The following is a 22437-nucleotide window of genomic DNA, read 5'->3' on the forward strand; positions in this document are numbered from 1 at the left end:
ATTCAATACCATTCCAAATGTGTTATCGTACGTTCAATTTCAGGAAATGAATCGATATACTCAAGTACACGATTCATTTCTTTTTCACAGACAACACGATTTGAGGATACGGAAACAATTGCAATTTCTGTACGTTGCCATACATCTTGATGCCCAACTTCAGAAACAGCTACATTATAGCGCTGTTTCACACGAGTTAACACACGTTGCAAAATTGCTCGTTTCTCTTTTAAAGAATGCACATCGTAAATCATACACTCGAATGAGAGTGAAGCGATAATCATCGCTTCACTTCTTCCATAACGTATGCTTCAATGATGTCCCCTTCTTTAAGATCATTATATCTCTCAATTGTAATACCACACTCATAGTTTTGTGCAACTTCTTTTACGTCGTCTTTGAAACGTTTTAACGTATCAAGTTTTCCTTCGAAGACTACTACGCCATCACGGATAATACGAACGCCACTATCACGTGTAATTTTACCGTCTATTACGTAACAACCTGCGATTGTTCCAACTTTTGTTACTTTGAATGTTTGACGAACTTCCGCTTGACCGATTACTTTTTCTTCGAATTCTGGATCCAGCATACCTTGCATTGCTGATTCAATTTCTTCGATTACTTTATAGATAATACGGTGTAAACGAACATCAACTTTCTCTAATTCAGCTGTACGCTTCGCATTCACATCAGGGCGTACGTTAAATCCAATTACAATTGCATTAGATGCAGAAGCTAAAATAATATCAGATTCTGTAATCGCACCTACGCCTGTATGGATAATTTTTACTTTTACGCCTTCAACATCAATTTTACGAAGTGATGCTGCCATTGCTTCTACAGAACCTTGTACGTCTGCTTTCACAATTAAGTTAATTTCTTTTACATCGCCCTCTTGGATTTGTTGGAATAAATCTTCCAGGCTGAATTTAGATTTCTCACCACGTTGTGCAACTAACGCTTCTTGTGCACGTGATTCACCAATTTGACGAGCTTTCTTCTCATCAGCGAATGCCATGAAACGATCTCCCGCTTGTGGCACTTCATTTAAACCTGTAATTTCAACAGGAGTTGATGGACCAGCAACTTTTACACGACGACCAATATCACTTACCATTGCACGAACACGACCGAATGATGTTCCAACAACAATTGGATCTCCAACTCGAAGTGTACCGTTTTGAACAAGTAATGTCGCGATAGTTCCTTTACCTTTATCAAGCTGTGCTTCAATTACAGTACCAGCTGCATAGCGATTTGGATTTGCTTTATATTCTTCTACTTCACTCACAAGAAGGATCATTTCTAGTAAGTTGTCAATTCCCTCGCCTTGAATCGCAGAAATTGGTACGAAAATCGTGTCTCCGCCCCAAGCTTCTGGAACTAATTCATATTCTGTTAATTCTTGCATTACACGATCAGGATTTGCCGCTGGTTTATCCATTTTATTCACAGCAACAATAATTGGTACTCCAGCTGCTTTCGCATGGCTAATCGCTTCAACTGTTTGTGGCATAACACCGTCATCAGCTGCAACAACAAGAATTGTAATATCTGTTACTTGTGCACCACGAGCACGCATTGTTGTAAATGCCGCGTGACCTGGTGTATCTAAGAACGTAATTTTCTTATCATTTACATCAACTTGGTATGCACCGATATGCTGAGTAATTCCACCAGCTTCGCCAGCAGTTACTTTTGAATTACGGATAGAGTCAAGCAATGTTGTTTTACCATGGTCAACGTGTCCCATAATTGTAACAACAGCTGGACGTTCTTTTAAGTTTTCTTCATCATCTTGCTCATCGATGAATGTTTCAAATTCAGTTTCACTTACAACTACTTCTTCTTCTACTTCAATACCGTAATCAGTAGCAATTAACTCAATTGTATCTTTATCTAAGTCTTGGTTAATTGTCGCCATAATTCCTAGCATGAAGAGCTTTTTAATAATTTCAGATGGCTCTTTGCTTAACTTTTTAGCAAGGTCACCTACTGTAAGGCTTCCAGAGAAAGTGATTTTATCTGGTGTTTCTACTATTGGTGTTTGTTGTCTTCCAGCAAAGTTATCTTGACGTTTATCTTCATTTGCTTTGCCTTTTTTCTTATTCTTATTGCTGTTCTTTTTACTGCGAACAACTTTCTCTTCTACTTCAAACTCATCTGCAACAGAAGGTTTTTCCGCTCCAGCGCTATATTGATTATCTAATTTGTTTACTACTTCATCTTCTAACATTGTCATATGATTCGAAACCTCGATATTCATCTCTTTTAGTTTTGTCATAAGATCTTTACTTGAGATATTATTTTTTTTTGCATATTCATGTACTCGAATTTTACTCATACCTTCACCCCCGGTAATTTGTATCGAGCATGCTACGTAGCTTTTTCGCAAAGCCTTCATCTAAAATAGCTACAACGACTCGCTCGTCTCTCCCAATCGCATGCCCTAATTGTTGTCGATTTTCGACTTTTCTCATTGGTATGTTGTAGTACGTGGTTTTATCAATGATACGTTTTGTAGTGTTCGCTGACGCATCTTCAGAAAGCAATACTAGCTTTGCTTTGCCACTTCGTACTTCTTTTAAAACGAGTTCTTCACCCGAAATAATTTTTCGAGCGCGGTTTGCTAGTCCTAAAAATGATTTCCAATCAGACACTTATTTCGACTCCTTCTCAACAAGCTCAAGAAGCTCTTCGTACAGAGAACTGTCGATTTTCGCTTTTAGATGATGTTCCAAAATGTTTTTCTTTTGGGCTTGAATAATGCTTTCTTTATCTTTTGATAAATATGCACCTCGTCCTGATTTTTTTCCTGATAAATCAATAGACACTTCGCCCTCTTTGGAACGAACAATGCGAACTAGCTCTCGTTTTGATTTCATCTCTTGCGTCGCAATACATTTTCGTAACGGAACTTTTCGATTGCTCATACTCATCACCTCTATTCGATTTCGTCTTCAGCTGAATCGAATCCGAATGCGATTACGCTATCTTCTTCTGTCACAATACCAAGTTGTTTCGCATCAGACTCACTTTTAATATCAATTTTCCAGCCTGTTAATTTAGCTGCAAGACGCGCATTTTGTCCACGCTTACCAATCGCTAATGAAAGCTGGTGGTCTGGAACAACAACAGTTGTTGCTTTCTCTGCTTCATCTACAAGTACTTTAACAACCTGTGATGGACTTAAAGCATTTGCAACATATTCAACTGGGTCATTCGACCAGCGAACGATGTCAATCTTTTCACCTTTTAGTTCATCTACAACGCGTTGTACACGTTGTCCTTTCGGTCCTACACAAGAACCTACTGGATCAACATCGATATTCTCTGCATATACAGAAATTTTAGAACGGTCGCCTGCTTCACGTGCTACAGAGCGAATTTCTACAGTTCCATCATAAATTTCTGGAACTTCCATTTCGAATAAACGTTTTAAAAGACCAGGATGTGTACGTGATACGTAAATTTGTGGTCCTTTTGTTGTCTTTTCTACTTTTGTAATAAATACGCGAATACGATCATGTGGTTTATATTGCTCATTTGGCATTTGCTCACTTACAGGTAATAAAGCTTCTACTTTACCTAAGCTTACATAGATGAAACGAGCATCTTGGCGCTGTACAATACCAACCATAATGTCTTCTTCACGATCACTAAATTCTGAATAAATTACACCACGTTCCGCCTCACGAACTCGTTGTGTTACAACTTGTTTTGCAGTTTGCGCTGCAATACGACCAAAATCTTTTGGCGTTACTTCAATTTCTAGTACGTCACCATCTTGGTAGTTTGGATTAATTTGTCTTGCCTCTTCTACAGAGATTTCAAGACGTGGATCAAACACATTATCTACAACGTCCTTACGTGCTAAAACTTGAATTGTTCCCACTTCTGGGTTAAAGCTCACACGAACGTTTTGTGCTTGGTTAAAATTGCGTTTATAAGCAGAGATTAATGCTGCTTCAATCGCATCAATAATAATATCTTTGCTAATACCTTTTTCTGACTCTAATACGAGCAAAGCATCTAACAACTCAGTGCTCATGAAGATCCCCCTTCTTACTAAAACGTAACAGCAAGTCGCGCATTTGCAACTTTATCCATTGGAATTTGGATTTCTTTTTTACGTGTTTTAATTGTTAATAGTAGTGTAATTGTATTACCGTCGTAGGAAAGTAGCTTTCCTTCAAACATCTTCTCACCATCAATCGGCTTATATGTTTTAATTGCCACTTGTTTTCCTACCGCTTGCTGGAAGTCTTTCTCTTTCTTTAATGGACGTTCCGCTCCAGGAGATGATACATCCAAAAAGTAAAGATGAGGAATTGGATCCTCTTTATCTAAAGCTTCGCTTAAACGTTCACTTACCGCACCGCATTCTTCAATTTCGACTCCCTTTTCAGAATCGATGAATACGCGTAAGAACCAGTCTTGTCCTTCTTGCACATACTCTACATCTACAAGTTCAAGATTTAACTCTTCAACGATTGGCTGCGCAAATGCTTCTACAATTTCTGTGACTTTCTTATCCATAAACAGCCTCCTTCCTGCCGCCATGTACCATTTACAAGAAAAGATCCCGTTCATAAAGACGGTCTATCTTATTCTTTCTCGTTAGCTAACAAAAGCCCCTGCCGTTAAGCAGGGAATATCTGTCTTAGTATTACCAAATTTAAGAAGTAAAACTTGTAACAAAATATGTATATACGACAGAAATATCTTTACTATCTACATCAGCAAAATGTAGATAGTAACACGAAAGAGTGGGTTTCCCCACTCTCTTTTTCACAAAATATACATGACATGGTTATCTCGGTTTATAGTATACCATAGCAAATGTTGATTTGCAAAGATTTTTCCTACCTATTAGAACAGTGACAATTGGTTTTGATCCGGTAAATCTCCTAGACAACCTTGACCATCTAAATACTCAATAATCGTTTTAGAAACCTTACTGCGCTGCTGTAAGTCTTCTTTTGATAAGAAATCACCATTTTTACGAGCTTCAACAATACTGAAAGCTGCGTTTGTACCAAGACCGGGAACTGCATTAAATGGAGGAATTAAAGTATCCCCATCAATTATAAATTCGGTTGCATGCGAGCGGTATAAATCAACCTTTTGGAATGAATAACCACGCTCACACATTTCAAGTGTCATTTCTAGTACCGTTAATAAACTCTTCTCTTTCGGTGCTGCATCCAATCCTTTTTGTGCAATCTCATCAATTTTTACACGTATGGATGCTGAACCTTTCGCCATCGCCTCTACATCAAAGTCATCTGCACGAACTGTAAAATATGCCGCATAGAATAAAAGTGCGAAATGTACTTTAAAGTATGCAATACGTACAGCCATAAGTACGTAAGCAGCCGCATGGGCTTTAGGGAACATGTACTTAATCTTCTTACATGAATCAATATACCAACCTGGTACATTGTTATTTCTCATTTCCTCTTCCCATTCTTCAGGTACACCTTTACCTTTACGCACCGACTCCATGATTTTGAAGGCTAATGATGGATCCAAGCCTTGATAAATTAAATATACCATGATGTCATCACGACAACCGATAACTTCACTCAGTGTACACGTACCGTTATAAATTAATTCATTCGCATTACCTAACCATACATCTGTACCATGGGACAGTCCAGAAATTTGGACAAGCTCTGAAAACGTCGTTGGTTTCGTTTCTTCTAACATTTGTCTTACGAATTTCGTACCAAACTCTGGTATACCAAGTGTACCTGTTTTACAGTTAATTTGTTCTTCCGTTACCCCTAAAGATTCTGGACCAGAGAAAATTTTCATTACTTCTGGATCATCCGTTGGGATTGTTTTCGGGTCAATACCACTTAAATCTTGAAGCATACGAATAACAGTCGGATCATCGTGTCCTAATATATCAAGTTTCAATAAATTATCATGAATTGAGTGGAAGTCAAAGTGCGTTGTTCTCCACTCAGCACCTATTGAATCAGCCGGAAACTGAATTGGTGAAAAGTCAAAGATATCCATGTAATCTGGTACAACGATAATACCACCTGGATGCTGTCCGGTCGTACGCTTTACACCTGTACATCCTGCAACTAAGCGATCAATCTCTGCATTTCGAATTGTTAAGTTATGATCATTAGCATAACCTTTCACATACCCATAAGCGGTTTTTTCCGCAACCGTACCAATTGTTCCTGCGCGGTATACATAATCTTCACCGAACAGTAATTTCGTATAGTTATGGGCGCGTGGTTGGTATTCTCCGGAGAAATTCAAATCGATATCCGGTACCTTATCCCCTTTAAATCCAAGGAACGTTTCGAAAGGAATGTCATGGCCATCTTTCACATATGGAACATTACATGTTGGGCATTCTTTATCTGGTAAATCAAAACCAGAACCTACAGAACCGTCATTAAAGAACTCTGATTGTTTACACTTTGGACATACATAGTGCGGTGGTAATGGGTTTACTTCTGTAATTTCCATCATCGTTGCAACAAATGATGAACCTACCGATCCACGCGAACCTACTAGATAACCGTCCACTAACGATTTTTTCACAAGCTTATGTGAAATTAAATAAATAACGGCGAATCCATGTCCAATAATACTTTTCAATTCTTTTTCCAAACGAGCTTCTACAATTTCCGGTAGTTCATCTCCATAGATACTTCTTGCCATTATATAGCTCATATCACGTGTTTCATCATCAGCACCTTCAATTTTCGGTGTGTATAAATCATCTTTTACTGGACGAACATCACCAATTAATGATGCGATTTTGTGTGTATTTGTCACAACAATTTCTTTTGCTTTGTCTTCACCTAAGAATGAAAAACAATCTAGCATTTCATTTGTTGTACGGAAATGTACAGGCGGTAATGAATGGCGATTTAACGGATTAGCTCCTCCCTGCGAACTGACTAAAATTTTCCGATATATCGCGTCCTCTGGATCTAAATAATGCACATTCCCAGTAGCAACAACTGGCTTATCTAACGTCTCACCTAGTTTTACTAAGTTAGAAATTATTGTTTTTAACTGTCCTTCATCTCGAACGAGTTCACGTTCCACTAAATGACGTAACACTTCTGGAGGCATAACCTCAATGTAATCGTAAAACTGTGCAATTTCTTCTACTTCTTCAGGCGCTTTTTGCATCATAGCTTCAAACACTTCACCTTTGTCACAAGCTGTCCCTACTAAAATGCCTTCACGATATTTTTTTAATAGTGATCGTGGTACACGTGGTACACGATAAAAGTAATTCAAGTGAGAATATGAAACAAGTTTATATAAGTTTTTCAACCCAACATCTGATGTGGCAAGTAACGTCATATGACTTGGACGCCCACGTTTATACGCATCCCCTTGTCCCATACTATCGTTTAGTTGATCGTGATATTCAAATCCCTTTTCAATCACATCTTTTAACATCTTCACAAGTAAATATCCCGTTGCTTCTGTATCATAAATCGCACGGTGATGTTGCGTTAATTCAATATCAAGCTTTTTACACATCGTATTTAATCGATGATTTTTCATTTCTGGGAATAAGAACCGTGCAAGTTCTAACGTATCAATAACTGGATTTTTCGATTTTTCTATCCCAGCCTTTTTAAAACCTACGTTAATAAAGCCCATATCGAAGCTTGCGTTATGAGCAACAAGTGTATGGTCACCCATCCATTCCTCAAACTTTTTAAACACTTCGTCCACTTCTGGTGCATCAGTTAACATATCATCTGTAATACCTGTTAATTCAATAATCGTCGCCGATAATGGTTGATGAGGATTTGCGAAAGATTCAAAGCGATCAATAATTTCTCCACCTTTTACCTTTACAGCAGCTAACTCAATGACTGTATCATATACAGCAGATAACCCTGTTGTCTCAACGTCAAAGACAACATATGTTTCTTCTGCAAGTAGACGATGTGCTTCGTTATATGCTATCGGCACACCATCATTAACTAAATTTGCTTCTACACCATATAGAACTTTAACTCCAGCCTTTTTACCAGCAGAATATGCTTCTGGGAACGACTGTGCAACAGCATGGTCTGTAACTGCAATAGCCTCATGCCCCCATTTTCCAGCTTGGGCAACGAGCTTAGAAACAGAAGTAACAGCATCCATTTGACTCATTGGAGTATGAAGATGAAGTTCTACTCTTTTTTCCCCTTCTTTTGCTTTATCTTTACGAGAAGGTCCCGTTATTTCATTTATATCATTTGCGATCATAACTAAATCACGCACGAATGTATCATTTTGAACTGAACCACGCGCTTTTACCCAAGTTCCTTTTTTCAAGGATTGTAACATCGGGATATCTTCTTTATCACGTGAGAACATCTTAATCATAATAGAGTCCGTATAGTCAGTTATCTTTAAAGTTAATAACGTACGTCCACTACGAAGTTCTTTCGTCTCTACATGGAAAACATACCCTTGAACGGTTTTTCTTCTTTCTTCATCTTGAATTTCACGCAGCGGCGTAATCTCTTCATCTGGCTTAATAAGATAACCAAGCACAACTGGTCCTTCGTGAACAACATCACTTTCTTCAGCTTGCCTTTTAGCCATCTCTTCCATAGCCTGTATAACTCGTTGACGATCTTCTTCCTGTGTTTGCTCACGAAACTTTTGCATTTCTTCTGCATTTTGCTTTATATGTGTGTCTAACTGAAAACGCGGGAATCCAAAAGCTTCGTATTGATCACCTACTGGTTTCGCAACGTTTTTCTTTAAAGTAGTAGATTCCAGCTCATTATTCACATTTAATAGCAACTTCACGCCATTGACCTGCGGAAGTTGCTTCTTTAAGTACGCGAACATAGGTGAAAATGTAATTCGTTCTGTACAAAGCGGCCAATATGCCTTCACTTCTTCTTCTGTAAATTGTTTATTCTCTGCTTCTAATGCAAATGTTGTTCTTGCAATATGAGAAAATGATTGCTTAAGCTTTGTTTCTAGCAACTCATATAATTCTGTCGGCAAAATACGTGGCACTTGTAAGTCAAAATGCCAACTTTTATTCGCTTTATCAATAACTAGCTTTTCAATACCACCGCCATGTAAATATTGATTTATAAGGTCTTCTGGTATTTGCAACTGTTGGAGCAAAATTTGAAATCGCTCTTGTTGTTCATTTGTTAATGACATAAGCACTCTCCTTCCATTTGCTATTATAAATTGAAACGTACTACAAAGAAAGATTTCTTCCTTCTTCTTTTACAAAATACGTTTACAAAGAAAGAGAAGGTACCTCATTACGAGGTACCTCTTCTTATTTTAAAATATTAGCAATATATGTTTGAAGTTCTTCTACTTTCACTTCTTCAGACTCGCCTGTAGCACGTACTTTCACTTCTACAATACCTTCGTCTGCTTTTTTACCAACTGTCACGCGAACTGGAAGGCCGAATAAATCTGCATCTGCAAATTTAACACCTGCACGTTCTGCACGATCATCTAGTAATACTTCGTACCCTTGTTCTTGTAATGAGTTGTAGATATTTTCACCCATTTCACGTTGTGCATCAGATTTCATATTTACTGGAATTACATGCACATGGAACGGTGCAACAGCTTTTGGCCAAACTAAACCGTTCTCATCATTAAACTGCTCTGCGATTGCTGCCACTGTACGAGATACACCGATACCGTAACAACCCATAATAAGTGGTTTTGTTTTTCCGTTTTCATCTAAGAACGTTGCGTTCATTGCTTCACTATAACGAGTTCCTAATTTGAATACATGACCAACTTCAATTCCACGTGCGAAAAGAATTGTTCCATTTCCATCTGGAGATTGGTCTCCTTCTTGGATGAAGCGTAAATCCGTATATTGACTTACTTTAAAGTCACGTTCTGGATTTACATTTACATAATGGAACCCTTCTTCGTTCGCTCCTGAACATCCGTTGACAATTGATGCTACAGCATGGTCAGCGATAATTTCGATATCCCCTGTAACACCAATCGGTCCTAAAGAACCCACTTCACAGTTTAATAACTCTTTTATTTCTTCATGTGAAGCAAGCTCAACGACTGAAGCTCCGTATACATTCTTCACTTTTACATCATTGACTTCATGATCGCCACGAACAAGTACTACTACTAATTTCGCATCTACTTTAAACACCATAGATTTAATGCATTTTTCCGCTGCGATATTTAAGAATGCAGATACTTCTTCAATAGCTTTTTGATCTGGAGTTGCTACTTTTTCAAGTGCTTTTTCGGCTTCATCACTCTTCGTATACGTAGCAACAACAGGAGCCATTTCAATATTTGCCGCATAATCAGATGTATCAGAATACGCAATTGTATCTTCACCTACATCAGATAACACCATAAATTCGTGTGTATCTTTTCCACCCATTGCTCCAGAATCAGCGATAACTGCACGGAAATTCAAACCACAACGAGCAAAGATATTAGAATACGCTTTGTATAAACCGCTATATACTTCATCCAAACTTTCTTGTGTTGCATGGAAAGAATACGCATCTTTCATTAAAAATTCTCTTCCGCGTAATAAACCGAAACGTGGTCTTTGCTCATCACGGAATTTTGTTTGAATTTGATATAATGTTAATGGTAGTTTTTTGTATGATTTAATTTCATCACGTACAAGATCTGTAATTACTTCCTCATGAGTTGCCCCTAGCGCAAACTCGCGAGCATTACGATCTTTCATACGCATTAATTCTGATCCGTAAGAATACCAACGACCTGATTCTTGCCATAATTCAGAAGCTTGCATAGCTGGCATTAATAGTTCTACTGCCCCTGCGCGCTCCATTTCTTCACGAACAATACGTTCTACTTTGTGTAACACTTTTAAACCAAATGGTAGAAAACTATAAATACCAGAAGCATTTTGACGCATAAACCCTGCGCGAAGTAATAATTGATGACTCTTAATTTCAGCATCTGCTGGAACTTCACGTAATGTAGGACTGAATACCATACTTTGTTTCATTTATTCGCACCTCTTCATTTTACTCTTACACGCAATAAAATCCCTCACCTCGAGTTAGGTGAGGGATTTTATTCTATGAGCTCTATTTCATTATAAACTTCTTCTTATTTTACAAGAAAAACTTACGGATGTCATTCCATGTTACAACTAACATAAGCAACATTAATAATGCAAACCCAATAAAGTGAACCATTCCTTCTTTTTGACGATCAATTGGTTTTCCTCGTAATGCTTCAATTAAGAAGAAGAACAAACGTCCACCGTCTAAAGCTGGGACTGGTAATAAATTAAATAAACCAAGGTTAATACTTAAAACTGCCGCTAAACTTAGTACACGCGTAAATCCATAATCTACAACTTGATCTGTTAGATTATAAATTCCTACTGGACCTGACAACTCATTAATAGAAAATTGACCCGTTACTAATTTCACAAGAGAATCAAAAATTAGTTTCGTCCATTCGTATGTTTGTTCAAACCCTGATTTAATAGAACCCATCACTGTTTTCTCTACAGGAGAATAAACACCAATTCTACCAACTTCGTCTTTTCCTTCTTTATCAAGCGTTGGTGTTACTTTCACATTAAATTGCTCACTATCACGCTTTACATGTAACGTAATTTCTTTATTTGGGTTTTCACGTACAATCGTTACAACATCTTTCCATGTACTAGTGTTTTTCCCATTGATTGCTTGAATTGTATCGTTTTCTTTTAATCCAGCTTGTTCTGCAGCACTATTCTCCATTACTTTTCCGACCATTGGTTTGTCAACAGGAACTCCTTGTACAAATCCAAGAATCACAAAAATAACAAATGCTAGAATAAAGTTCATTGCAGGACCTGCAAAGATTGTTAGAGCACGTTGGCCCAATTTTTTAGAGCCAAATTGTCTATTGTACGGAGCGATTTGAATTTCTTCTCCCGCAGAAATGATACGAGCTTTTTCATTTACTCGGAATGTTTGCAGCTCTTCCTCGTACTCTTCATAACCCAAAATTGTAAGATTATGCTCTAAATCAGCTTGTTCGACTTCAATGACACGAACATTTGGATATTTTTCATGTCCGTCAAAAACTAATTTCACAACTTCGTCTTTTTCATTTAATACAAGTCCAACCTTTTTTCCAGGTTTTAACTCAACTGTGTCCGCATCCTCGCCAGCCATTCTTACATAGCCACCAAGGGGCAGTAATCGAATCGTATACACCGTTTCATTCTTTTCAAATGAGAATATTTTCGGACCAAAACCAATCGCAAACTCGCGGCACAAAATACCTGCTCTTTTTGCGAAATATAGATGCCCTAGCTCATGGAAAAATACGAGTGCACCGAAAATTAATATAAAGGCAATCGCTGTATTCAATTCCATAACCACCTTTGCTAAATTTGTTCCATCACAAACCGTCTTGTGGCTGCGTCAATTTCCTGAATTTCCTCTAAGCTCGGACGTGCAATGACAGTGTGATGGTGCATTGCTTTTTCAATGAGGTCTTCCACTGTTAAGAAACCAATTCTCTTTTGTAAAAAAGCTTCAACAGCTACTTCATTTGCCGCGTTCATTACAGCCGGCATACTTCCACCTGTCTTTCCAGCTTCATACGCAAAACGTAGACAACGGAAACGCTCTTGATTCATTTTCTCAAAATGCAATGTTCCCATTTCCCATAAATTTAACTGTTTCGTGTCTGAAAGAGGCAATCTATCAGGATATGTAAGCGCGTATTGAATCGGTACTCGCATATCAGGTGAGCCAAGCTGTGCCATTACACTACGATCTTCAAATTCAACCATAGAATGAATAATACTTTCTTTATGTAGAACAACATCGATTTGCTCATAAGGGATACCAAAAAGCCAGTGTGCTTCAATTACTTCTAGCCCCTTATTCATCATTGTAGCAGAATCAATTGTAATTTTCGAACCCATTGACCAGTTTGGATGACGAAGTGCATCTTCTACGGTCACTTGATGCAATTCATCTCTCGTTTTATCACGAAAACTTCCGCCTGAAGCAGTTATAATTAAGCGAGAGATTCTTTTTTCATTTTCACCATTCAAGCATTGAAAAATAGCTGAATGTTCACTGTCTACTGGAAGTAACGATACATTATGTTTTCGTGCTGCTTCCATTACAAGATGCCCTGCAGTTACTAACGTTTCTTTATTTGCAATTCCAATTGTTTTTTTCGCCTCAATTGCGCGGAGTGTCGGTAACAACCCTACGCTACCTACAACAGCATTCACTACAATTTCTGTATCTGGGTGCAGCGCTACTTCTAATAAGCCTTCGCTACCATATACTACTTTTGTATTACCAGAAACAGCTTGTAATTTTAAAACATCTTCCTCTCTTTGCACAGAGACAATTTGCGGGGAAAATTCTTGAATTACCTTTACTGCATAATCAACATTTTTCCCTACAGAAAAAGCAACGAGACGGAATTGGTCTGGGTGCGAGCGTAACACATCTAATGTTTGTGTACCGATTGATCCGCTTGCACCTAGTAAACTAATGTTTTTCATGACTCCAACCCCTCGTTCATTTATTAATTGTATTGTAATAAGAAGTATAGAATTGGTAACACAAATAACCAACTATCTGTTCGATCTAAAATACCACCATGTCCAGGTAAAATTGTACCTGAATCCTTTACACCATAATGGCGTTTAAATGCAGATTGCACTAAATCACCAATTTGTCCAAAAATAGAAATGATAATCGTCAGAACGATTAAAACTCCTACATTCGCTTCAACTGGGAAGAACATATTGTAAACAAGTGCAACAACAATTCCACAAACAATACCGCCTAATGAACCTTCAATCGTTTTATTCGGACTAATTTCTGGCCATAATTTTCTTTTTCCAAATGCTTTCCCTATGAAATATGCACCTGAATCAGTTGCCCATATGACAAATAGTGCACAGAACACATATTTGATTCCTAATATTCTCGTTTCATTTAAATATAAGAATCCCATTCCAACATATGTCGTTGCCATAAGTAAAAATGAAGCATTGTCAAAAGTAAATGTATTCTTAGAAAGGACTGTATATGATAAAAGTAATAAAACAATCACAAATGTGATTTCTAATTTACCTAACCCAATCCACGTAAACAGTTCTGATGCACTACTCGGAATTAAAATAATCCACAATAATACTGCAGCTAAAACTGTTGGTACCGAAATAAGCGTAAGCTTGTTCATACGAATTAATTCATATAAACCTATAGAAGCAAGTGCATACACTAAAACTGTAAAAGGCACGCCACCGTAAATTACGATGGGAATGAATAGCGCGGCAGCAATCACTCCAGTAATAATTCTCTGTTTCACTACCAAACCCTCTCTTTCTACACGCCTCCGAATCTGCGCCCTCTATGTTGAAAGTCTGTAATCGCATTTAGCAAATGTTCCTCGGTAAAATCTGGCCAATACACATCTGTAAACCAAAATTCCGAATAAGCAATTTGCCATAACATGAAATTACTAATACGTAGCTCTCCGCTTGTACGGATTAACAACTCTGGATCAGGTAAAGAACTCGTCATTAAGTAAGAAGAAATCTTTTCTTCACTTATTTCTTCCGAACGAATTTTTCCTTCCTCACTATCTTTCATCATATGTTGCACAGCAGAAACGATTTCATCTCGACTTCCATAGTTTAACGCGAAATTAAGAATTAATCCCGTATTCTCTTTCGTATCTTCCATGGCTTTTTCCATCGCTCTGCGCGTATGCGTAGGAAGACGATCTTTTTGCCCTATTACTCGGACTTGTACGTTTTCTTCAATCAACTCTGGTAAAAATGAACCTAAAAATTCTTCTGGAAGCTTCATCAAATAATCAACTTCTTTTTTCGGTCTTTTCCAGTTCTCAGTCGAAAAAGCATAAAGAGTTAATACTTTCACATCAAGCTTACTTGCAAATTTTGTGATTTTCTTCACAACTTGCATACCTTCATGATGACCAGCAATGCGAGGCATGGCTCTTCTCTTTGCCCATCTTCCATTACCATCCATAATAATAGCAATATGTTCTGGGATATATCCTTTTTTCACTTTTTCAATGAGATGATCAAACGATGTGACCTTTTTACTTTTAAAAAAAGGAAACTTTTTAAACATCATTCATACCCTCCAACAAGCAGACGTATGCCTAAAAGTGTAAAAAGACCCCCTTAAGAAGAGGGTCATATTTGCGAAATTATCGCTATTACACTTCCATAATTTCTTTTTCTTTGTTTTTTGCGATTTCGTCAACTTTTGCAATATATTTATCTGTTTCTTTTTGGATATCTTCAGTATATCCTCTTAAATCATCTTCTGTAATGTCGCCAGCTTTTTCAAGCTTCTTAAGGTCATCATTACTGTCACGACGTACGTTACGAACAGCAACTTTTGCTTCCTCAGCATATTTCTTCACAACTTTTACAAGATCGCGACGACGCTCTTCTGTTAATGCAGGGAATGCAATACGAATTACAGTTCCATCATTAGAAGGGTTTAAGCCTAAATCTGCTTTTAAAATTGCTTTTTCAATATCACCGATAGAAGTTTTATCATAAGGTTGAATTACAAGCAAACGTGCTTCTGGAACTGTAATGTTCGCTAATTGCACAACTGGTGTTGGTGCACCATAGTAATCAACTTGTACCTTATCTAATACAGACGAGCTTGCACGACCAGCGCGAACTGTTGCTAATTCACGAGAATAAGCAGCAACTGCTTTTTCCATTTTTTCATTTGAAGACTTCAATACTTGTTGTCCCATAATTTATTTCCCCCTTACAACTGTTCCAATATTTTCGCCTAAAACGGCACGTTTAATGTTACCTTTTTCCATAACCGAGAATACAATTAATGAAATATCATTATCCATACATAAAGAAGAAGCTGTAGAATCCATTACACCTAAACCTGCTTTTAATACATCTAAGTAAGTAAGTGTTTCGTATTTCGTAGCTGTTGGGTCAATAGATGGATCTGCACTATATACGCCATCCACATTATTTTTCGCCATTAAAATAACGTCCGCTTCGATTTCAGCTGCACGTAATGCTGCTGTTGTATCTGTAGAGAAGTATGGGTTACCTGTACCTGCAGCAAAGATAACAACACGTTTTTTCTCTAAGTGACGAATTGCTTTACGACGAATGTAAGGCTCTGCCACTTGACGCATCTCAATTGAAGTTTGTACGCGAGTTTGAATTCCAATATTCTCTAAGCTATCTTGAAGAGCTAATGAATTCATAACTGTTGCTAACATGCCCATGTAATCTGCTCCTGCACGATCCATGCCCATTTCACTTCCAATTTTCCCACGCCAAATGTTACCGCCACCAACAACAACAGCAACCTCTACATCAAGTTCTGCAATTTCTTTCACTTGTTCCGCAACTGACTTAATAACAGCTGGGTTAATTCCAAATCCTTGCTCGCCAGCTAAAGCTTCTCCGCTCAGCTTTAAAACGACACGATTATATTTCGGTTTACTCATAATGAACCTCCAATTGCTTACATCTTTATTTTAAAAAAGGGAACACAATGTGTTCCCTAATCTGTATTAGTTGTTACCTTTTACTTGGTTCATTACTTCTTCAGCAAAGTTGTCTTCGCGTTTTTCGATACCTTCACCAACAGCGTAGCGAACGAATCCTTTTAATGTTCCGCCTTTAGACTCAACGAATTGACGAACTTTCATGTCAGGATTCTTAACGAATGTTTGGTCAAGTAAGCAAATCTCTTCAAAGAATTTGCCAAGACGGCCTTCTACCATTTTCGCAACGATTTTTTCAGGCTTGCCTTCGTTTAAAGCTTGTTGTGTTAATACTTGACGCTCATGCTCAACTTCTTCAGCTGTTACAGCATCGCGGTCGATGTATTTAGGGTTAACTGCTGCGATGTGCATTGCTACATCTTTAGCAGCTGCTTCGTCAGTAGAACCTTCAAGAACTGTTAATACACCAATACGTCCACCCATGTGTAGGTAAGCGCCGAATGCATCAGCATCAGTTTTTGATACGATTTCGAAACGACGAAGTGTAAGTTTTTCACCAATTTTAGCGATTGCTTCGTTGATGTGCTCTTCTACTGTTTTGCCGCCTTCGATTGTTTGAGCCATAGCTTCTTCAACGTTAGCAGGTTTGTTAGCTAATAAGTGAGCAGCTAATTCTTTAATTAACGCTTGGAAACCTTCGTTTTTCGCAACGAAATCAGTCTCAGAGTTTAATTCTAAGATTAAACCTTCGTTACCGTTTGTTTCGATGAAAGTTAAACCTTCAGCAGCGATGCGGTCTGCTTTTTTAGCAGCTTTCGCAATACCTTTTTCACGTAAGAAGTCAATTGCTTTCTCCATGTCGCCGTTAGTTTCTGTTAAAGCTTTTTTGCAGTCCATCATACCTGCGCCAGTTTTTTCGCGAAGTTCTTTTACCATTTGTGCAGTGATTGCCATATTTTTCATCCTCCTAAAATATGTATTTATACCTTTTATAAAGGTGTTTATACCTTAAAAAAGGTGATAAAAGGCCGAACCCCTTATCACCTTTCCAAATTTGTTACGCAGTAACAGTTTCTTCACCTTGTTTTGTTTCAAGGATCGCGTCTGCCATTTTAGATGTAAGAAGTTTTACAGCACGAATTGCATCATCGTTTGCTGGAATAACGTGATCGATTTCGTCCGGATCACAGTTTGTATCAACGATACCGATGATTGGAATGTGTAATTTGCGTGCTTCAGCAACTGCAATACGCTCTTTACGAGGGTCTACTATGAATAATGCACTTGGAAGACCTTTCATATCTTTAATACCGCCTAAGAATTTCTCAAGACGCTCTAACTCTTTTTTAAGTTGAACAACTTCTTTCTTAGGAAGTACTTCGAAAGTACCATCTTCTTGCATTCTTTCGATATCTTTAAGACGCTTGATACGCTTTTGGATTGTTTGGAAGTTTGTTAAAGTTCCACCTAACCAACGTTGGTTAACGAAGTACATACCAGCACGAGTTGCTTCTTCTTTAATAGCTTCTTGTGCTTGTTTTTTAGTACCTACGAATAAAATGTCTCCACCTTCAGCAGCGATGTCACGCATCGTTCTGTAAGCTTCCTCAACTTTTTTCACAGTTTTTTGTAAGTCGATGATGTAGATACCGTTACGCTCTGTGAAGATGTAACGCTTCATTTTTGGGTTCCAACGACGAGTTTGATGTCCGAAATGAACACCAGCTTCAAGCAATTGTTTCATAGAAATTACTGACATAATTTAGTTCCTCCTAAATGGTTTTTTTGATATCCTCCGTTTACTTCATCTCTAAGCGAAACTACGAACGTAGCACCAACACTTAAATCAGTAAACGTGTGTACTTTGTACTGACACCACTGCTTACTATATCATACTGAAATATTACAATCAAGTCGAAAATGCGAACAATGTAAAACTTTCTTTTTTTCACGCTCAAATCCTAGTATTACCAACCTTCAATTCCTTTAAGCAAGGAATTGAAGGTTAATTAATAGTTTTCTAATGAATGTTGTCATGACGCCTTACGTAAGCAAAATCATTCACTTAAAAAAAACAAAAAACTCTCCTCAAGCGAGGAGAGTTTTTTTATAAATTAGTTTGTTTTTAATTTAGCAAGTTCCTGTAGAAACTTGTCGTTTAGCACTTTAATGTATGTTCCTTTCATACCTAAAGAGCGAGACTCAATAACACCAGCACTTTCTAATTTACGTAGTGCATTTACGATTACCGAACGAGTAATTCCTACGCGATCAGCAATTTTACTTGCAACAAGTAAACCTTCTGTTCCATTTAATTCTTCGAAGATATGCTCGATTGCTTCTAACTCACTGTAAGATAATGAGCTAATCGCCATTTGAACAACAGCTTTACTACGTGCTTCCTCTTCGATTTCTTCTGCTTTTTCACGTAAGATTTCCATACCTACAACAGTTGAGCTGTATTCAGCAAGAATTAAATCATCGTCTAAGAACTCTTGACCAAGACGAGCTAATACTAGTGTACCTAGACGCTCACCGCCACCAACGATTGGTACGATTGTAGTTAAACCTTGACCGAATAATTCTCTATTTTCTACTGGGAATGCTGTGTAGTCACTATCCACACCTAAATTTGAAGATGTTTCTGTAACATTGAATAAACTTTGCGTATACTCTTCTGGGAATTGACGCTCTGCAAGCATGTGCTTCATACGTTCGTTTTCGATTTGTTGGTGAATCGCATATCCTAATAATTTACCGCGACGACTTACAACGAACACGTTCGCTTCAATTACTTCACACATTGTGTCAGACATCTCTCTAAAGTTTACAGGCTTTCCTGCTGCGCTCTGTAATAACGCATTTAATTTTCTCGTTTTTGCTAATAATTCCATTTCAAAATTTCCTCCTACATGTTACTTACATATTTTTTCATCACTTGGAAACTAGGGCGAGTCACCTGATGACACTATTACAAAATAAACTGGCTCACATCTTTATTTTTAGCTATTGTCGCTAATTTTTCCTCAACATATTGAGGTGTTATCGTTATTTTCTCTAACGTAATTTCAGATGCCTCAAACGATAAATCTTCAAGGAGCTTCTCCATAACAGTATGAAGTCTTCTCGCTCCAATATTATCTGTATCCTGATTAACTTGATAAGCAATCTCAGCAATCTTACGAATAGCTTCGTCTGAAAATTCAATTTCTATACCTTCAGTCGCTAATAACGCCGTGTACTGTTTAATTAGCGCATTGTCAGGCTCGATTAATATTTTAACAAAATCATCCGCCGATAATTTTGTTAATTCTACTCGAATCGGAAATCTCCCTTGCAATTCCGGAATTAAATCCGACGGTTTAGACATATGGAACGCTCCAGCTGCAACAAATAAAATATAATCGGTTTTTACTGATCCGTATTTCGTTGCTACATTCGATCCTTCTACAATCGGTAAAATGTCACGTTGCACACCTTCACGCGATACATCTACGCTATTCGACTGCTTACCAGCAATTTTGTCAATTTCATCGATAAAAATAATCCCGAGCTGTTCAGCACGATAAACAGCCTCTTGTGTAACTTCATCCATATCAATTAAGCGCTGTGCCTCTTCATTTGTCAAGAGTTTTCTTGCTTCTTTTACAGAAAGTTTACGTTTTTTCGTTTTTTTCGGCATGATACTTCCTAGTGCATCTTGGAAATTCATTCCCATTTGCTCCATGCCAGTTCCTTGCAACATATCAAACATAGAAGACTGTTGTTCCGTCACTTCAATCGATATCACTTCATCTTCAAGAAGGCCTGCCGCAAGCTTTCTTTCCACATCTTGACGTTTCTTTTCGATTTCATCATCTTCCTGTGCATCAGATGTTTGGTTTGAATTTTGATTACCACCAAAAAGCATTTCTAATGGATTTTTAAATCCAGATTGCTTCTCCGGACTCGGCACTAAAATTTCAACAAGACGTTGATTCGCTTGCTCTTCTGCTTTATCTTGAACTTTAACTACCATTTCCTCTTTCACAATGCGAACAGACGTTTCAACAAGGTCACGGACCATCGACTCTACATCTCGACCCACATATCCAACTTCTGTAAATTTCGTCGCTTCAACCTTAATAAAAGGTGCTCCAACGAGTTTCGCCATTCGCCGTGCTACCTCTGTTTTACCAACACCTGTCGGTCCAATCATTAAAATGTTTTTAGGTGCAATTTCATCACGTAAATTTTCAACTAATTTACTGCGACGGTATCGATTTCGTAGAGCTACAGCAACCGCTTTCTTTGCATCTTTTTGACCGATGATGTATTGATCTAATTTTTCCACAATTTGACGCGGAGTAAAATGTAAATGCATATAAAATGCCTCCCTTACGATTCTACAATTCTTCAACAATTATGTTGTGGTTCGTATAAACACAAATATCGCCTGCAATTTCTAAACTGGCCTTCGCAATTTGTTTCGCTGTTAAATGTTCACTTGCATGTTGCTTTAAAGCACGACCAGCAGCAAGTGCATAATGTCCGCCTGAACCAATTGCTAAAATACCATCATCTGGTTCAATCACTTCTCCTGTACCTGAAACAAGGAGCATCGTTGTTTTATCCATGACAATGAGCATTGCTTCTAGCTGACGTAGCATTTTATCACCACGCCATTGTTTCGCCATCTCAACTGCAGCGCGCTGCAAGTTGCCATTATACTCTTCTAATTTTCCTTCAAACATTTCAAAAAGAGTAAATGCATCAGCAACTGATCCTGCAAAACCAGCTAAAACTTTCCCTTGGAAAAGTTTGCGAACTTTGCGAGCTGTATGTTTCATTACAACAGCATTTCCCATCGTTACCTGACCATCTCCAGCCATTGCACATTCTCCATTATGATGAACTGCAAATATCGTTGTAGCGTGGAAATTTCCCATAGAAAAAACTCCTTTATATGTTTTTATAGCCTTAAAAGCAATTTATGCCCGCGGGTGATGCTTCATGTACACAGAACGCAATCTTTCTTTAGAGACATGCGTATAAATTTGTGTGGTTGACAAATTCTCATGACCTAATAGCTCCTGCACAGTACGTAAATCCGCTCCTTCATCCAACATATGTGTAGCAAATGTATGCCTTAACATATGGGGACTTATCCGCATTGTAAGTGAAGCTTTCTTAATGAGTTCGTTCAAAACATAACGTACACCCTGATCTGTTAACGGCTTACCTTTCGCATTTAAAAATACCATATGAGATTGTTCTTCAGTCTTTTGAGCTAACTGTTTTCTCCCGTTCTCTATATAAGTAATTAAAGCATCTTGTGCATAGCTTCCGAACGGAATATATCTTTGTTTTTTCCCTTTTCCCATCACTAAAATTGTTCCCACTGCAAAGTCAATGTCGGTAAGTTGCAAATTAACGCATTCGCTTACACGAATCCCAGTTGCATACATCAACTCTAATAAAGCTTGATTCCTTTGACCTAATGGTGCCCCTGTATCAGAAACTTCAAACAATTCCTCTAACTCTTCAGCATATAAAAACTTTGGGATTGACAATTCTTTCTTGGGAAGTGACGTAAGTGCAAACGGATTATCTTTTTGATAACCTTCACGCATCAAAAAACGATATAAACTTCGTAAGCTTGATACTTTCCTTGCGACAGATTTACGGGCTAACTTCTGATCGTGCAACGTCGTCAAGTATAAACGAACATCCGCGTATGTAACATCTAAAAAAGAGGATATGCCTTCTCGCTCCATAAATTGCACAAAATGTTCTAAATCATTTTGATAACTTGCAATTGTATATTTTGAATAATTTCTTTCAATTTGTAAATAACCAACGAATAATTGTAACAATTTCTTCACATTCACATCCATATAATTCACCTCAATAAAGGCTACTAAATCGTATCACAACTTAGTAGCCTTTGCA

General features: G+C 37.8%; 20 protein-coding genes. All 20 read right to left on the reverse strand.

From position 1 onward, the window contains the following. Positions 1–2: 2 nt before the first annotated feature. Entirely contained in the window at positions 3–284 is a 282-nt protein-coding gene (locus QCI77_RS19420) for a DUF503 domain-containing protein (protein ID WP_002088157.1), read from the reverse strand. Then, positions 281–2347 (reverse strand): translation initiation factor IF-2, encoded by a 2067-nt coding sequence (infB, locus tag QCI77_RS19425; RefSeq protein WP_002014558.1) that lies wholly within the window; start codon positions 2345–2347, stop codon positions 281–283. The genes QCI77_RS19420 and infB overlap by 4 nt, the downstream gene beginning before the upstream one ends. A gap of 4 nt (positions 2348–2351) precedes the next feature. After that, entirely contained in the window at positions 2352–2663 is a 312-nt protein-coding gene (locus QCI77_RS19430) for a YlxQ family RNA-binding protein (protein ID WP_002111365.1), read from the reverse strand. After that, on the reverse strand, positions 2664–2936 hold the full coding sequence (gene rnpM, locus QCI77_RS19435) for an RNase P modulator RnpM (protein ID WP_002088161.1): 273 nt from the start codon (positions 2934–2936) through the stop codon (positions 2664–2666). A gap of 11 nt (positions 2937–2947) precedes the next feature. Next, positions 2948–4054, reverse strand: a complete 1107-nt coding sequence (gene nusA / locus QCI77_RS19440; RefSeq protein WP_002014554.1) for a transcription termination factor NusA — start codon at positions 4052–4054, stop codon at positions 2948–2950. A gap of 17 nt (positions 4055–4071) precedes the next feature. Continuing rightward, the gene (rimP, locus tag QCI77_RS19445) at positions 4072–4542 is read right to left on the reverse strand and encodes a ribosome maturation factor RimP (RefSeq protein WP_002088165.1); all 471 of its coding nucleotides are present in this window, start codon (positions 4540–4542) and stop codon (positions 4072–4074) included. Positions 4543–4875: 333 nt separating this feature from the next. Beyond that, entirely contained in the window at positions 4876–9177 is a 4302-nt protein-coding gene (locus QCI77_RS19450; RefSeq protein ID WP_113769750.1) for a PolC-type DNA polymerase III, read from the reverse strand. A 124-nt stretch (positions 9178–9301) separates the two neighbouring features. After that, on the reverse strand, positions 9302–11002 hold the full coding sequence (locus tag QCI77_RS19455; protein ID WP_078175371.1) for a proline--tRNA ligase: 1701 nt from the start codon (positions 11000–11002) through the stop codon (positions 9302–9304). 109 nt (positions 11003–11111) lie between these two features. After that, a complete protein-coding gene (gene rseP, locus QCI77_RS19460; RefSeq protein ID WP_002088169.1) occupies positions 11112–12368 on the reverse strand; it encodes an RIP metalloprotease RseP in 1257 nt (418 codons plus the stop codon). 17 nt (positions 12369–12385) lie between these two features. After that, on the reverse strand, positions 12386–13528 hold the full coding sequence (gene dxr, locus QCI77_RS19465; RefSeq protein WP_002014547.1) for a 1-deoxy-D-xylulose-5-phosphate reductoisomerase: 1143 nt from the start codon (positions 13526–13528) through the stop codon (positions 12386–12388). Between the two features lie 23 nt (positions 13529–13551). After that, a complete protein-coding gene (gene cdsA / locus QCI77_RS19470; protein ID WP_002088171.1) occupies positions 13552–14343 on the reverse strand; it encodes a phosphatidate cytidylyltransferase in 792 nt (263 codons plus the stop codon). 17 nt (positions 14344–14360) lie between these two features. Beyond that, positions 14361–15137 carry an undecaprenyl pyrophosphate synthase gene (locus QCI77_RS19475; protein ID WP_002088173.1) on the reverse strand — a complete coding sequence of 259 codons (777 nt, stop codon included), beginning with the start codon at positions 15135–15137 and terminating at the stop codon, positions 14361–14363. 85 nt (positions 15138–15222) lie between these two features. Continuing rightward, positions 15223–15780, reverse strand: coding sequence for a ribosome recycling factor (gene frr / locus QCI77_RS19480; protein WP_000531506.1), 558 nt, complete (start codon positions 15778–15780; stop codon positions 15223–15225). Between the two features lie 3 nt (positions 15781–15783). Then, the gene (gene pyrH, locus QCI77_RS19485) at positions 15784–16506 is read right to left on the reverse strand and encodes a UMP kinase (RefSeq protein WP_002014544.1); all 723 of its coding nucleotides are present in this window, start codon (positions 16504–16506) and stop codon (positions 15784–15786) included. 66 nt (positions 16507–16572) lie between these two features. Continuing rightward, the gene (gene tsf, locus QCI77_RS19490; RefSeq protein WP_002088177.1) at positions 16573–17460 is read right to left on the reverse strand and encodes a translation elongation factor Ts; all 888 of its coding nucleotides are present in this window, start codon (positions 17458–17460) and stop codon (positions 16573–16575) included. 103 nt (positions 17461–17563) lie between these two features. Further along, positions 17564–18265 carry a 30S ribosomal protein S2 gene (gene rpsB / locus QCI77_RS19495; RefSeq protein ID WP_002088178.1) on the reverse strand — a complete coding sequence of 234 codons (702 nt, stop codon included), beginning with the start codon at positions 18263–18265 and terminating at the stop codon, positions 17564–17566. 355 nt (positions 18266–18620) lie between these two features. Continuing rightward, on the reverse strand, positions 18621–19400 hold the full coding sequence (gene codY, locus QCI77_RS19500; RefSeq protein WP_002014541.1) for a GTP-sensing pleiotropic transcriptional regulator CodY: 780 nt from the start codon (positions 19398–19400) through the stop codon (positions 18621–18623). Between the two features lie 77 nt (positions 19401–19477). Further along, the gene (hslU, locus tag QCI77_RS19505) at positions 19478–20869 is read right to left on the reverse strand and encodes an ATP-dependent protease ATPase subunit HslU (RefSeq protein ID WP_002014539.1); all 1392 of its coding nucleotides are present in this window, start codon (positions 20867–20869) and stop codon (positions 19478–19480) included. Between the two features lie 22 nt (positions 20870–20891). After that, positions 20892–21434 (reverse strand): ATP-dependent protease proteolytic subunit HslV, encoded by a 543-nt coding sequence (gene hslV, locus QCI77_RS19510; protein ID WP_002014538.1) that lies wholly within the window; start codon positions 21432–21434, stop codon positions 20892–20894. Between the two features lie 42 nt (positions 21435–21476). After that, on the reverse strand, positions 21477–22376 hold the full coding sequence (gene xerC / locus QCI77_RS19515; protein ID WP_353825788.1) for a tyrosine recombinase XerC: 900 nt from the start codon (positions 22374–22376) through the stop codon (positions 21477–21479). Positions 22377–22437 lie beyond the last annotated feature (61 nt).

The organism is Bacillus cereus group sp. MG9 (genome assembly GCF_040459995.1).
Lineage (GTDB): Bacteria > Bacillota > Bacilli > Bacillales > Bacillaceae_G > Bacillus_A > Bacillus_A mycoides.

Excerpts from the sequence above, each read along its gene's own strand:
- QCI77_RS19420 (WP_002088157.1), bottom strand. The coding sequence starts at position 284 with ATGATTATCGCTTCACTCTCATTCGAGTGTATGATTTACGATGTGCAT.
- infB (WP_002014558.1), bottom strand. The coding sequence starts at position 2,347 with ATGAGTAAAATTCGAGTACATGAATATGCAAAAAAAAATAATATCTCA.
- rnpM (WP_002088161.1), bottom strand. The coding sequence starts at position 2,936 with ATGAGCAATCGAAAAGTTCCGTTACGAAAATGTATTGCGACGCAAGAG.
- nusA (WP_002014554.1), bottom strand. The coding sequence starts at position 4,054 with ATGAGCACTGAGTTGTTAGATGCTTTGCTCGTATTAGAGTCAGAAAAA.
- rimP (WP_002088165.1), bottom strand. The coding sequence starts at position 4,542 with ATGGATAAGAAAGTCACAGAAATTGTAGAAGCATTTGCGCAGCCAATC.
- QCI77_RS19450 (WP_113769750.1), bottom strand. The coding sequence starts at position 9,177 with ATGTCATTAACAAATGAACAACAAGAGCGATTTCAAATTTTGCTCCAA.
- QCI77_RS19455 (WP_078175371.1), bottom strand. The coding sequence starts at position 11,002 with ATGAAACAAAGTATGGTATTCAGTCCTACATTACGTGAAGTTCCAGCA.
- dxr (WP_002014547.1), bottom strand. The coding sequence starts at position 13,528 with ATGAAAAACATTAGTTTACTAGGTGCAAGCGGATCAATCGGTACACAA.
- QCI77_RS19475 (WP_002088173.1), bottom strand. The coding sequence starts at position 15,137 with ATGATGTTTAAAAAGTTTCCTTTTTTTAAAAGTAAAAAGGTCACATCG.
- frr (WP_000531506.1), bottom strand. The coding sequence starts at position 15,780 with ATGGGACAACAAGTATTGAAGTCTTCAAATGAAAAAATGGAAAAAGCA.
- pyrH (WP_002014544.1), bottom strand. The coding sequence starts at position 16,506 with ATGAGTAAACCGAAATATAATCGTGTCGTTTTAAAGCTGAGCGGAGAA.
- tsf (WP_002088177.1), bottom strand. The coding sequence starts at position 17,460 with ATGGCAATCACTGCACAAATGGTAAAAGAACTTCGCGAAAAAACTGGC.
- rpsB (WP_002088178.1), bottom strand. The coding sequence starts at position 18,265 with ATGTCAGTAATTTCTATGAAACAATTGCTTGAAGCTGGTGTTCATTTC.
- codY (WP_002014541.1), bottom strand. The coding sequence starts at position 19,400 with ATGGAATTATTAGCAAAAACGAGAAAATTAAATGCGTTATTACAGAGC.
- hslU (WP_002014539.1), bottom strand. The coding sequence starts at position 20,869 with ATGCATTTACATTTTACTCCGCGTCAAATTGTGGAAAAATTAGATCAA.
- hslV (WP_002014538.1), bottom strand. The coding sequence starts at position 21,434 with ATGGGAAATTTCCACGCTACAACGATATTTGCAGTTCATCATAATGGA.